We start from the raw sequence: 12,174 nt of genomic DNA, 5'->3' as shown, positions 1-12,174 counted from the left end.
TGAGCTCAGCCGGGGCCGATGCGAGCACGGAGCTCGTGCGCGCTCTTCGCCTACACTCGACGAGGTGACGATGCTTGCGCTGCACGAGTGGGGCGCCCCGGCGGATCCGCCGCTGCTCTTGGTCCACGGCCTGACCGAATCGGCTACCGCCTGGCCCGACGCCGTGGCCCGCTGGTCCTCCCGGTATCACGTCCTCGCGATCGATCAGCGGGGGCACGGGGCTTCCCCGCGGTGGGATGACGAGACCCTGGCCCGGGCGCCGCAGACCATGCAAAAGGACCTTGAGAAGACGTTGGCCCTGTTCTCGGAGCCGCCGGTCGTCGTGGCCCACAGTCTGGGAGGGCTCATGTCGCTGCGGGTGAGCGTCGCCTGGCCCGAGCTGGTTCGGGCACTGGTCCTGGAGGACGTCGCACGTCCCACCGGGCACTGGGCCCCTGCCCCCTGGTTCGTGGAGCATCAGGAACGGTTCCTGGACGCCTTCGCCGACGGCGGCGCGGCCGAGCGGGAACGCATGAGGCGCGAGACCTCATGGAGCGAATCCGAGATCGAGGGCTGGGCCGCGTGCAAGAAACGGGTCGACCGCCGTTACATCCGCGAGGGCACCTATCTCGGCGAGGCCGACCTCGTCAGCGCCATCAACCGGCTGAGGACGCCGACGCTCTACCTGGCACCCCGCCGCGGCGACATGGCTCCTGACCCCACTGAAGTGACCAATCCGCTCGTGCGCCTGGTGCTGCTCGACGGCGTCGGCCACTGCGTGCGGCGGGACGCCCCGGAGGCCTACCACCGGCTCGTCGATCCCTTCATCGAGGAAGTCTTCGCCAGCACCGGCCGGTGACCCGCCCCTGGGCCTGGCCTGTTTCAGAGTCTTGCGGTTCGTGGTGGTACTGGTGCGTCGCGCCCACCGCCCGTGGCCAGTGTCAACCGAGGAGATGGGCGGGACGTTCTTCCACGGCAGATCCTTCAGAGTTCGGTGCAGGGTCTTCTGATTGCCCTCGACGATGAACGCGTAGTGACTACCCCGCCAAGAGATGCGGAACCGGGTCCTTGTCGGTGCGGGCCCCGTGCACGGCGGGGCGCGTGAGACCGCTGCAGACCTACAGCCGGCCCAGAACGCAGGCGAAACCGCGATTGCCCGCTTCCCACTCCTGATCACTGGGACCGAGCGTATTGATCGAGTAGCTGGTGGACAGGTCGAGTCCGTAGCGCTCCGCGTAGGTGCTGGTGCAGGTGACCTTGACCTGCGGGTCATCCGTTAGCGCCTCGGAGGCGCTGGAAGCGGTCGTGGCCGGGTCGAAGGTTCCGCCGGCGAAGACGATCCAGTCGGCCTGGGAGCAGTCGACCTGGCTGACACTCGTGCCGCCCACGACCGAGGTCGTCCGGCTCAGGCAGGTCCCCAGAGGCCACGGCATGTCGTCGGAGTAGGGGATGCCCTGGGCGTTGACCTGCGCGGGAGTCGGGGCGGCTGTCGGGGAGGGCGAGGCCTTCCGGGAGCCGGGGACGGTTGCCCGGGCCGTAGCCGAGGGGCGGCTGCCGGCGCCCTGCTCCGCTCGGGCCCCCGCATGTAGGACGGGTGAGGCAGAGGCCCGCTGGGCTGCCCGGTTCGCTGACGGCACCGAGTCGATGAGCCTGACGGCGCCCAGCACAGCGGCGGAGATGACGACGCCCGCTGTCACCCCCAGTGCCAGGAGCATCAGTGCCCTGCTCGAGCGGCGCGATCCGGCTGTGGGCGTCGAGATCGCCGCAGGCAGGGGGTGGGAATCCCGTAGCGCCGAGTGAGGGGTGCTGAACGCGCCGTTCGAGAGCCCGCCGGCCCGAGTCAGTGCTTCGGTCAGCTCGTTGCCGTCGCGGTACCGCTGAGCGGGGTCGGGGTGCAGCGCCCGGTCGAGCAGCGGACGTAACGCCTCGGGGATACGTGTGTCCGAGGTGTCCACGGGTACGGACAGGTGGTTGATGATCTCCGGTAGGCTTCGGGCCGTGCCGTCTGCGGTGCGACGAGGACCTCGGCCGGTCAGGAGCGTGAACAGAACGGCCCCCATCGACCACACGTCGCCGCTGGGTGAGGGCTCAGCCAGGGTGAAGGCCTCCGGCGGAGCGAAGTCCGGTGTCATCGTCTCCAGGGTGACGGAGGACTCGATGCCCTCGCGCTGGATGGCGGCAAGGCCGAAGTCGCTCAGACGCGGGCTTCCGTAGGCGTCAATGAGGATGTTTCCGGGCTTGATATCGCGGTGGAGGACCCCGGCTTCGTGAGCGGCTCCCAGCGCGGCGGAGACGGCCGTGACGATGCTGACGGCCTGGGCGGCACTGAGCTCGCAGCGCTCGAGGACCTGGGCCAAGGAGCCTCCGTCACAGCGTTCCATGACCAGGTAGGGACGTCCGTCGGGAAGCACTCCGGAGTCGATCAGCGAGACCGCGTTCGGGTGCCCGCTGATCCGGCTGGCGGCCGCCATCTCCCGCATGAAACGTCGGCGGTTGCGCTCGTCGTGCAGCGGCCTGGAGTCGATCTTGACAGCCACTGGGCGCCCCAACGAGACCTGCTCCCCGGCGTAGACGGTGGCGAATCCTCCCTGACCCAGCACCTGTCCCAGACGGACACCGGGCACAGGCGGTGCGACGTGCCCAGAAGCACCGGAAACAGGCAGGGGACTGCTCATGGGCACATGATCGTTGCGCGTGCGCATCGGTGCAAACTCGCCATTCCCTGAGCCTCATCGTCCAGGGGCCTCCCGCTGACCGTCTGCGTCGGGCGCCGTCGGCTACAGCGTTGCCGCAAACCGTGAGGGCCTCCTGCCGACATACGTCATTCGGCAAAAGGCCCTCACAGGGGCGCACCTCCTGAAGGCGGAGCCCGTCCAGGGGTGACTGACTGAGTCGCTCAGGCGGCGTGCGTGCAGGTCGGGCAGGTGCAGTCCTCGCAGGTGCACGAGGAGCAGGAGTCCGAGCAGTGCTCGCACGAGCAGGTGTTGTGGTTGCAGGTGGGGCAGGTGCAGTCCTCGCACTCGCACACGGCGCAGGGGTCCGAGCAGTGCTCGCACGAGCAGGTGTCGCACTCGTCGTAGTGGCCGTTGTCCTCGTGGTGGGCGTGGCCGTTGTGAATGTAGTCCACGTGGTCTCCGTGGATGACGGCCAGGTGCCCGCAGTCGGGGCCGTGGGTGTGCTGGTGGGCCTCAGCGGGGCGGTGCTCAGTGGTGGCAGTCATGATCGTGCTCCTTCGTGTGCTCGAGGGTGTCGATGAAGATGGATGCGACATGGTCGTCAATGAGGGAGTAGCTCTGGCGCTTGCCGTCGCGGACCGACTCGACCAGGTGGGCGTTGCGCAGGACCCGCAGGTGGTGCGAGACCAGGGGCTGGGAGACGCCGAGGAACGTCACCAGCTCGGTGACGTCAGCCGGTGAGCTGATGAGGCGGTAGACGATGCTCGCCCTCATGGGGTGAGCCAGCGCCTTGAACAGCTGCACCACGGCCGAGTCCTCCCCAAGGGGGGCCTCCGGTGGTGTGGCGACCTTTCGCATACAAGGGATTTTATATCAACTCGCCTTGATGTCAAAGCGTTCTTCCGCGGAGTGCGTTCGTGCGGCTCATGTAGCATTCCGGCCATGTCATCGGTGACCTCAGACAGTGGTGGGTGCGTACGCGGAGACGAGCGCATGATCTTCGGGCACCGGGGCCTGAGCTCGCTGGCCCCGGAGAACACCATGGCCGCTTTCCGTTGTGCGATGGATCATCAGGTGGCGTGGGTGGAGGCCGACGTCGACATCATTGCGGACGGAACAGTCATCATCTGCCATGACTCGACCCTGGATCGGACCACGAATCGCACCGGTCGGTACGACGACCTGACGGTGGACGACCTGGAGGGGATCGACGCCGGAGGCTGGTTCTCCCCTCGGTTTGTGGGTGAGCCGCTGCCCACCCTGAGGGAGCTCATCGACCTCATGAATGACACCGGTCTCAACGCCAATATCGAGATCAAGCCCAATGAGACCGGCAAGGAGGCGACTCTGCGCCTCATCGACGGCGTCATCACACAGTTCGAGCGCCTGCGTCCGGACGTCAAGGTCATCGTCTCCTCCTTCAGCCACCTCCTGCTCCACCTGTTCAAGCAGCGCGCCCCGGAGGTGCCCGTGGGGTGCCTCTATGAGAGTCGTGCGCTGTCGGGTGACTGGAGGAGCACGCTCGAGATCGTGGGTGCCGACTACATCCACCCCGAGGACTCCGGACTGACCCGGCAGCAGGTTCAGGAGTTTCGGGCCGAGGGCTACGGCGTCAACGTCTGGACCGTCAACTCGCCGAGCCGAGCCAACGAGCTCTTCAACTGGGGCGTGACCGGTGTCTTCTCCGACGTCCCTCACCAGATCCCTCGCGGCTGACGTTCTCCTGCCTTCGGAATGCTGTGTGAGACCTGTCACTCGCGGTAGGGTGGGGGCATGGCACGTTACATCGAGCTCCACCCCGTCAACCCGCAGGTGCGTCTGGTTGAGAAGGTCGTCGACACGTTGCGCGACGGCGGCCTGGTCGCCTACCCCACCGACTCCGGATACGCCCTGGCCTGTGCGCCGGGCAACAAGGAGGGGCTGGACCGGATCCGCACCATCCGCCAGCTCGACGGCAAGCACAACTTCACCTTCGTGTGCGCCGACTTCGCCCAGGTCGGGCCGCTGGCCATCGTGGGCAACAACGCCTTCCGGCTCATCAAGCGGCTTACCCCGGGGCCGTGGACCTTCATCCTCAAGGGCACCAAGGACGTGCCCCGGATGACGCTCAACCCCAAGAAGCACACGCTGGGCGTGCGCATCCCCGACCACGCCATCACCCAGTCCCTCGTCGCCGAGTTCGGCGCTCCCATCCTGTCCTCCACCTTCATCCGCCCCGGCCAGGAGGAGCCCGAGACCAACGGATGGGAGATCCAGGATTCGCTGGGGCACCTCATCGACGTCGTCATCGAGGGGCCGGTCGGACAGGGGGAGCCCACCAGCGTCATCGACCTGACCGACGACGTCCCCGAGGTGCTGCGCGAGGGCGCCGGAGACGTCAGCCTCCTGTGACCGACTCGGCCGCCGCCGTGCTCACGGTGCTCGCCGGGTCCGATTGGCGTCGGACCCGGAGAGGAGTCGTCGTAGCCACCTGGGCGACCAGTGGTTCCAGTGGAGTCGGGAGCGGGGGAGGATAGGGTCGGCCCATGGACCTGTTCGAGTCGGCCGGCACGGATGACGCCGGGATCCCCGTGGACTCCCACGCACCGCTGGCAGTACGGATGCGTCCGCGCACACTCGATGAGCTCGAGGGGCAGGCGCACCTGCTCACTCCTGGATCGCCCTTACGACGACTCGTGGAACCGGCTGGGGCGGACAGGCACCTCCCCGTGGGCGAGCAGGGCGGTGGCGCCGCACGGCCCTCCGGATCGTCCCTGTCCTCGGTCATCCTGTGGGGCCCGCCCGGAACCGGTAAGACAACGCTGGCCTACCTGGTGGCACGAGGCAGCGGCCGCAGATTCGTGGAGCTGTCGGCGGTGACGGCAGGCGTCAAGGACGTACGGGCCGTCGTCTCGGATGCCAGGCGCCGTCTGGCGGCGGGGGAGGAGACGGTGCTGTTCATCGACGAGGTGCACCGCTTCTCCCGCTCTCAGCAGGACGCCCTGCTTCCCAGTGTGGAGAACCGGTGGGTGACGCTCATCGCAGCCACCACGGAGAACCCGTCCTTCAGCGTCGTCTCGCCGCTCCTGTCCCGTTCCCTGCTCCTGACGCTCCATCCTCTGCAAGCCGATGACATCGGGCGACTTGTCGATCGTGCCCTGGATGACGAGCGGGGCCTGGCCGGAACAGTACGCATCAGTGAGGGGGCGCGCGCGCAGATCGTGCGCATGGCCGGTTCCGACGCCCGCAAGGCGCTCACAGTGCTGGAGGCCGCCGCAGGCACGGTCCTGGCGCGCGATACGGGGGAGGAGCCCGTCATTGAGGTCGCCGACATCGAGCGGGCCGCCGACGTGGCTGCGGTGCGTTACGACCGGGCCGGAGACCAGCACTACGACGTCATCAGCGCTTTCATCAAGTCGATGCGCGGCTCGGATCCCGACGCCACGATGCACTACCTGGCGCGCATGATCGCCGCAGGGGAGGATCCTCGTTACATCGCCCGCCGCATCGTCATCCACGCCGCTGAGGATGTCGGGCTCGCCGACCCCACGGTGCTGTCCACCGCCGTGGCCGCGCAGCAGGCGGTCGCCATGATCGGAATGCCGGAGTCCGGCCTCATCCTGGCCCAGGCCGCGCTCGCCGTGGCCACCGCCCCCAAGTCCAACGCCGTCACCGTGGCGCTCAACGAGTCGCTGGCCGATGTGAGGGCCGGCAAGGCCTCGGCCGTGCCCGTTCACCTGCGCGATGCCCACTACGCCGGGGCCGAGGGACTCGGGCACGGCAAGGGCTACCGCTACCCTCACGACTTCCCCCACGCCGTCGTCGGTCAGCAGTATCTGCCCGACGGGCTCGAGGACAGTCGGTACTACCGGCCCACCGGCAACGGCTTCGAGAAGCAGCTCGCCTCCCGTCTCGAGGCGGTCCGACGCATCCTCGATGAGCGGTAGCGCACTCCCTTGAACGGCCGAGCCGGGCAGAGGTTGAGGACCGTCTCACACCGAGCGGTTCCGACATAGGTTTTTGCCGGTGAGCACGCTAGAGTTCTCGAGTTGTCCACATCGAGGACGGCTGATGGCTCCTGCTGGCGCCACCGGCCGATGGCGATGCGGACCTCCTGGGGTCCCGGCCCGAACCGAGGCTTGACCCCGCGCCGTCGGCACCAGCCACGGCGTGCGACCACCGATCCGACAGGAATGAAACACATGAGCTCTTCACGCTCCCGCCGTCAGGTGCGCCTCTCTCGCGCCCTCGGCATCCCGCTGACCCCCAAGGCCGTGCGCTACTTCGAGCGCCGCCCCTACGGCCCCGGCGAGCACGGCCGCGCCCGTCGTCGCACCGAGTCCGACTACGCCGTCCGTCTCAAGGAGAAGCAGCGCCTGCGCGCCCAGTACGGCATCCGCGAGGCCCAGCTCCAGCGCGTCTTCGAGGAGGCCCGTCGCGGTCAGGGCCTGACCGGTGAGTCCCTCGTCGAGCTGCTTGAGATGCGCCTGGACGCTCTCGTCCTGCGCTCCGGGATCGCCCGCACCATCGCCCAGGCCCGCCAGGACGTGGTCCACCGCCACATCCTCGTCGACGGTAAGGTCGTGGACCGCCCCTCCTACCGCGTCAAGCCCGGCCAGACCATCCAGGTCCGTCCCCGCTCCCAGGTGATGGTGCCCTTCCAGGTCGCCGCCGCCGGCGCGCACCGCGACGTGCTGCCCCCCGTCCCGGAGTACCTCAACGTGGACCTCGAGAAGCTCTCCGCGACGCTGGTGCGCCGCCCCAAGCGCGACGAGGTCCCCGTGACCTGTGACGTCCAGATGGTCGTCGAGTACTACTCGCGCTGACCCTCACACTCACCTGACGCCGGGGCGCCCCGGACCCTTGAGAGGTTCGGGGCGCCCCGGCGTGGGAGTACGCTCACCATGGAGCAACCCGACCGGCTCCGAGCCCACAGGCGATTGGTTCCACCGTTTGCACTGTGTACCGGGCCGGCCGGTCGACCACACCACACCGTCCACACGCCCAGCACCCGGCCCGAGGGCCGCAGTGCCCGGGCACACCTCGAACAGGATGAGGACCCCATGCGCACATCCGAGATCCGCAGCCGCTGGCTGGACTACTTCGCCGCGAACGAGCACGAGATCCGGCCCTCGGTCTCCCTGGTGTCTCCCGAGCCCTCCATCCTGTTCACTGTGGCGGGCATGGTGCCCTTCATCCCCTACATCCTGGGTACTGAGGAGGCCCCCTGGCCCCGGGCGGCCTCGGTGCAGAAGTGCATCCGCACCAATGACATCGACAACGTCGGTATCACGACGCGCCACGGCACGTTCTTCCAGATGAACGGCAACTTCTCCTTCGGCGACTACTTCAAGGAGGGGGCCATCTCCTACGCCTGGGGTCTGCTGACAGGCAGCCGGGAGGAGGGCGGCTACGGTCTGGACGGGGACCGGCTGTGGATGACGATCTGGGAGGAGGACCAGGTCTCCTTCGACTACTGGACCCGTGAGATCGGGGTTCCCGCCGAGCGGATCCAGCTGCTTCCCTTCAAGGACATCTCCTGGTCGACAGGGCAGCCCGGCCCCGCCGGCTCCTGCTGCGAGATCCACTACGACCGCGGCCCCGCTTACGGGCCCGACGGTGGTCCCGCCGTCGACACCCAGGGCGACCGCTTCCTGGAGATCTGGAACCTTGTCTTCGACGAGTTCCTGCGTGGAGAGGGCAAGGGGCACGACTTCGAGCTCCTGGGCAAGCTCGACCAGACGGCCATCGATACCGGAGCCGGTCTGGAGCGTCTGGCCTTCATCATGCAGGACAAGCCCAACATGTATGAGATCGACGAGGTCTTCCCCGTCATCAAGGCCGCCGAGGAGCTCTCCGGAAAGGTATACGGCCGCGGCTCCGCCGGCCCCGAGGCGGGCGAGGCCTACCACGATGACGTGCGCATGCGGGTAGTCGCCGACCACGTGCGCTCCGCCCTCATGCTCATCTCCGACGGCGTGCGCCCCGGCAACGACGGTCGCGGCTACGTCCTGCGCCGACTCATTCGCAGGGCCGTGCGCTCCATGCGTCTGCTCGGCGTCGACGAGGCCGCCATGCCCACTCTGCTGACCGTCTCGAAGGACGCCATGAAGGCCTCCTACCCCGAGCTGGAGACCGGCTGGAGCACCATCTCCGAGGTGGCCTACGGCGAGGAGGACGCCTTCCGCCGCACCCTGGCCGCCGGCACCACGATCCTGGACACCGCGGTGGCCTCGGCCAAGAAGGAGGCCGGCCGCACCGGGCGCCCGCTGGTGTCCGGCAAGAGCGCCTTCGAGCTGCACGACACCTATGGGTTCCCCATCGACCTCACCCTGGAGATGGCGGCCGAGCAGGGGGTCGATGTCGATGAGAGCGCGTTCCGCAGTCTCATGAACGAGCAGAAGGAGCGTGCTCGGGCCGACGCTCGCGCCAAGAAGACCGGGCACGCCGACATCCGAGTCTTCCGCGAGCTGGAGAAGGAGATGGGTGGTGGCTCGACCTTCCTGGGCTACACCGAGTCCTCCGCCGAGGCCACCGTCGCCGGGGTCCTCGTCGACGGCGTCCCGCAGAGCGTCGTGACCGCCCCGGCCGAGGTCGAGGTCATCCTGGACCGCACCCCCTTCTACGCTGAGATGGGTGGTCAGCTCGCCGATCGGGGTACGATCCGACTGGCTGACGGCGGCACCGTCGAGGTCGATGACGTCCAGGCCCCCGTCAAAGGGCTGCACGTCCACCGCGGCACCCTGACCGAGGGCACGATCGCAGTGGGGGAGAAGGCCTTCGCCCAGATTGACTCGGCTCGCCGCCTGGCGATCGCACGTGCCCACACCTCCACCCACATGGTGCACAAGGCGCTTCACGAGATCGTCTCCGACAACGCCACCCAGGCCGGCAGTGAGAACTCCCCCTCCCGCATGCGTTTCGACTTCCGTCACGGCTCCGCCCTGGCTGCAGACCAGATCTCCGGCATTGAGGAGCGGGTCAACGCCAGGCTGTCGGAGGACCTGGCCGTCACCGATGAGGTCATGGACATCGACGCCGCCCGCGCCGCAGGAGCCATGGCGCTGTTCGGGGAGAAGTACGGCAAGGAGGTGCGCGTCGTCTCCATCGGCGGTGACTGGTCCAAGGAGCTGTGCGCCGGTACCCACGTTCCCAGCACTGGGCACATCGGCCGTATCGCGGTGCTGGGCGAGTCGTCGATCGGTTCGGGGGTACGCCGCATCGACGCCCTCGTCGGTGAGGGCGCCTACGGCTACCAGGCCAAGGAGCACGCCCTGGTCTCCCAGCTCTCCACCATGGTCGGGGGCCGTCCCGAGGACCTGCCCGAGCGCGTCGAGAGTCTCATGACGCGCCTGAAGGATGCCGAGAAGCGCCTGGCCGTGGCCGAGCAGGCGGCGCTGTCCGCGCGCACGGCCGGCATCGTCTCAGACGCCGTCCGGCTGGGTGAGGTCCGTCTCGCGTCAGCAGACCTCGGGCCCGTCGGCTCCGCCGACGCCGTACGCTCGTTGGCCCTCGACGCCCGCAGCCGGCTCGGTGACGCCGAGCCCGCCGTCGTCGCTGTCGGTGCGGTCCTGGGCTCGCGTCCGGTGGTGGTGGTGGCCACCAATGCCGGTGCCCGTGACAAGGGCATCCGAGCCGGTGCCCTGGTGCGCACCGCCGCTCAGGTACTGGGTGGCGGCGGTGGCGGCAAGGACGACCTGGCTCAGGGCGGTGGTCAGAACCCAGAGGCTCTGGACGAGGCGCTGCGCGCCGTCGCCGAGCAGATCCAGGCCTGACCCGGCGAGCCGGCTCGCCCCGCACTCCGTGGCAGATCACGTGACAGACTCATCGGCTCAGCCTGCCCCGACGGGTTTCCGTCCCGGCGTACGCATCGCCTTCGACGTCGGCAAGGCACGTATCGGTGTCGCTCGTTGCGATCAGGACGCGATTCTGTCGTTTCCTGTGGTAACTCTCAGGCGGGACCGTTATGGTGCAGACCTCGACGAGGCCGTTGACCTCGTCGAGGAGTACGGTGCCTTCGAGGTGATCGTTGGTCTGCCCAAGCACATGGGCGGAGGCAGCTCGAGCTCAACCAGGGACGCCCGCGCATGGGCGCGCGACCTGGCGAGCCGCCTGCCGCAGCGGGTGTGCGTCCGGCTGGTCGATGAACGACTCACCACCGTCACTGCTCACCGGGATCTGCACGCGGCTGGCCTGAAGGAGAGGAGCTTTCGCGGTATCGTCGACCAAGCGGCAGCGGTCGTCATCCTTGAACAGGCCATCACAACTGAGCGGATGTCCGGGGTCCCGGCCGGTGAGCGAGTCCACCCGATCAAGAGAGGCAGAGCGTGAGCCACGACGATTTCTTCGCCGAGCTCGGCATCCAGCGCGATGAGGACGCTGGCGACGCCAAGGACAAACCCAAGAGCCGCAGACAGCGGCGCATGGAGAAGGTTGAGCGCCGTCAGCGAAAGCGGCGCCGGCACTGGCTGACGAGCCTTGTCATTGTCGTCACCCTCGCGGCTGTCGGCGTCCTGGGCTACAAGGCCATCGGGATCATGCGTGACGCCTCTGCCCAGGCGACCCATGCCGAGGACTACAAGGGTGAAGGCGAGGGCGAGGTCACCGTGACGATCCCGGAGGGAGCCTCCGGAGTCGACATTGGTGACATCCTCCAGAGCAAGGGCGTCGTCGCCTCCGGCAAGGCCTTCACCAATGCGGCGAAGAACAACCCGAAGGGCAATACGATCCAGCCGGGCACCTACAAGCTCAAGAAGAAGATGTCGGCGAGCTCCGCGCTCCAGGCGCTGCTCGACCCTGAGAGCAAGGGCGATCACACACTGACCATCCCCGCAGGTGTCACCAAGCAGATCGTCAAGGACCGGCTCAAGAAGGTCGGCAACTTCACCGATGAGCAGATCGAGGCGGCCTACGCCGATACTGCTGGGATCGGTCTGCCCGCGGAGGCCGGCGGCAACGTGGAGGGCTGGCTCGCCCCGGGCACCTACGACGTCGCCGAGAACGCCACTCCCAAGGACCTGATCAAGAAGATGGTCTCCAAGACCGTCACCCAGCTCAAAGAGCTCAAGGTGCCCAAGGAGGACTACCAGAAGGTTTTGACCAAGGCCTCCATCGTTGAGCGTGAGGTCAACAGCGAACGCTACTACGGGCAGGCAGCACGGGTCATTGAGAACCGTCTGGCGCAGACCGATGGAGAGACCCACGGCCTGCTCCAGATGGACTCGACAGTGCAGTACGGCCTGGGGCGTTATGGCGGCATCCCCTCCGAGGCGGAGACTCAGGACGCCAACAACGCCTACAACACCTACGTCCACAAGGGGCTCCCACCAGGGCCGATCGGCAGTCCCGGTGAGGCGGCCATCAAGGCGGTGATCAACCCACCGGCCGGAAGCTGGCTCTACTTCGTCACGGTCAACCTCGAGACCGGCGAGACCCTGTTCGCCTCCACCAATGACGAGCAGAAGGCCAACACCAAGAAGCTCAACGACTACTGCAACAAGAACAAGGAGATCTGCAACGGCGAGAAGAAGAGTGGCTGACC

11 protein-coding genes are annotated in these 12,174 nt (G+C 67.7%); 8 read left to right on the top strand and 3 right to left on the bottom strand.

Annotated features, from left to right (window positions below):
* Positions 1-70 precede the first annotated feature (70 nt).
* The gene (locus tag RIV12_RS01000) at positions 71-838 is read left to right on the top strand and encodes an alpha/beta fold hydrolase (protein WP_003779943.1); all 768 of its coding nucleotides are present in this window, start codon (positions 71-73) and stop codon (positions 836-838) included.
* Between the two features lie 259 nt (positions 839-1,097).
* Here the strand turns inward: RIV12_RS01000 and RIV12_RS00995 are convergent, their stop codons facing one another.
* The 3 genes from RIV12_RS00995 to RIV12_RS00985 form a co-directional block, all read right to left on the bottom strand.
* Entirely contained in the window at positions 1,098-2,654 is a 1,557-nt protein-coding gene (locus RIV12_RS00995; protein WP_081379979.1) for a serine/threonine-protein kinase, read from the bottom strand.
* Between the two features lie 221 nt (positions 2,655-2,875).
* A complete protein-coding gene (locus tag RIV12_RS00990) occupies positions 2,876-3,199 on the bottom strand; it encodes a hypothetical protein (RefSeq protein WP_009405546.1) in 324 nt (107 codons plus the stop codon).
* The gene (locus RIV12_RS00985) at positions 3,183-3,512 is read right to left on the bottom strand and encodes an ArsR/SmtB family transcription factor (protein WP_004564836.1); all 330 of its coding nucleotides are present in this window, start codon (positions 3,510-3,512) and stop codon (positions 3,183-3,185) included. The genes RIV12_RS00990 and RIV12_RS00985 overlap by 17 nt, the downstream gene beginning before the upstream one ends.
* Before the next feature lie 84 nt (positions 3,513-3,596).
* Between RIV12_RS00985 and RIV12_RS00980 the strand changes: the two genes are divergently transcribed.
* The 7 genes from RIV12_RS00980 to mltG all read left to right on the top strand — a co-directional run bounded on the left by RIV12_RS00980 (position 3,597) and on the right by mltG (position 12,172).
* Positions 3,597-4,370, top strand: a complete 774-nt coding sequence (locus RIV12_RS00980) for a glycerophosphoryl diester phosphodiesterase (protein WP_075416978.1) — start codon at positions 3,597-3,599, stop codon at positions 4,368-4,370.
* Between the two features lie 57 nt (positions 4,371-4,427).
* Positions 4,428-5,045, top strand: a complete 618-nt coding sequence (locus tag RIV12_RS00975) for an L-threonylcarbamoyladenylate synthase (protein ID WP_075416977.1) — start codon at positions 4,428-4,430, stop codon at positions 5,043-5,045.
* Between the two features lie 134 nt (positions 5,046-5,179).
* Positions 5,180-6,580 (top strand): replication-associated recombination protein A, encoded by a 1,401-nt coding sequence (locus RIV12_RS00970; protein ID WP_075416976.1) that lies wholly within the window; start codon positions 5,180-5,182, stop codon positions 6,578-6,580.
* Positions 6,581-6,835: 255 nt separating this feature from the next.
* Entirely contained in the window at positions 6,836-7,459 is a 624-nt protein-coding gene (rpsD, locus tag RIV12_RS00965) for a 30S ribosomal protein S4 (RefSeq protein WP_009747225.1), read from the top strand.
* Positions 7,460-7,696: 237 nt separating this feature from the next.
* The gene (gene alaS, locus RIV12_RS00960; protein ID WP_075416975.1) at positions 7,697-10,408 is read left to right on the top strand and encodes an alanine--tRNA ligase; all 2,712 of its coding nucleotides are present in this window, start codon (positions 7,697-7,699) and stop codon (positions 10,406-10,408) included.
* 40 nt (positions 10,409-10,448) lie between these two features.
* Entirely contained in the window at positions 10,449-10,964 is a 516-nt protein-coding gene (ruvX, locus tag RIV12_RS00955; RefSeq protein ID WP_075417016.1) for a Holliday junction resolvase RuvX, read from the top strand.
* On the top strand, positions 10,961-12,172 hold the full coding sequence (gene mltG, locus RIV12_RS00950) for an endolytic transglycosylase MltG (RefSeq protein ID WP_075416974.1): 1,212 nt from the start codon (positions 10,961-10,963) through the stop codon (positions 12,170-12,172). The genes ruvX and mltG overlap by 4 nt, the downstream gene beginning before the upstream one ends.
* The last annotated feature ends 2 nt before the right edge of the window (positions 12,173-12,174 follow it).

The organism is Actinomyces stomatis (assembly GCF_031292835.1).
GTDB classification, from domain to species: domain Bacteria; phylum Actinomycetota; class Actinomycetes; order Actinomycetales; family Actinomycetaceae; genus Actinomyces; species Actinomyces stomatis.
The sequence above is the reverse complement of the archived record's forward strand: the minus strand, read 5'-3'. Positions and strand labels throughout refer to the sequence as shown.

Excerpts from the sequence above, each read along its gene's own strand:
- RIV12_RS01000 (WP_003779943.1), top strand. The coding sequence starts at position 71 with ATGCTTGCGCTGCACGAGTGGGGCGCCCCGGCGGATCCGCCGCTGCTC.
- RIV12_RS00995 (WP_081379979.1), bottom strand. The coding sequence starts at position 2,654 with ATGAGCAGTCCCCTGCCTGTTTCCGGTGCTTCTGGGCACGTCGCACCG.
- RIV12_RS00990 (WP_009405546.1), bottom strand. The coding sequence starts at position 3,199 with ATGACTGCCACCACTGAGCACCGCCCCGCTGAGGCCCACCAGCACACC.
- RIV12_RS00985 (WP_004564836.1), bottom strand. The coding sequence starts at position 3,512 with ATGCGAAAGGTCGCCACACCACCGGAGGCCCCCCTTGGGGAGGACTCG.
- RIV12_RS00980 (WP_075416978.1), top strand. The coding sequence starts at position 3,597 with ATGTCATCGGTGACCTCAGACAGTGGTGGGTGCGTACGCGGAGACGAG.
- RIV12_RS00975 (WP_075416977.1), top strand. The coding sequence starts at position 4,428 with ATGGCACGTTACATCGAGCTCCACCCCGTCAACCCGCAGGTGCGTCTG.
- RIV12_RS00970 (WP_075416976.1), top strand. The coding sequence starts at position 5,180 with ATGGACCTGTTCGAGTCGGCCGGCACGGATGACGCCGGGATCCCCGTG.
- rpsD (WP_009747225.1), top strand. The coding sequence starts at position 6,836 with ATGAGCTCTTCACGCTCCCGCCGTCAGGTGCGCCTCTCTCGCGCCCTC.
- alaS (WP_075416975.1), top strand. The coding sequence starts at position 7,697 with ATGCGCACATCCGAGATCCGCAGCCGCTGGCTGGACTACTTCGCCGCG.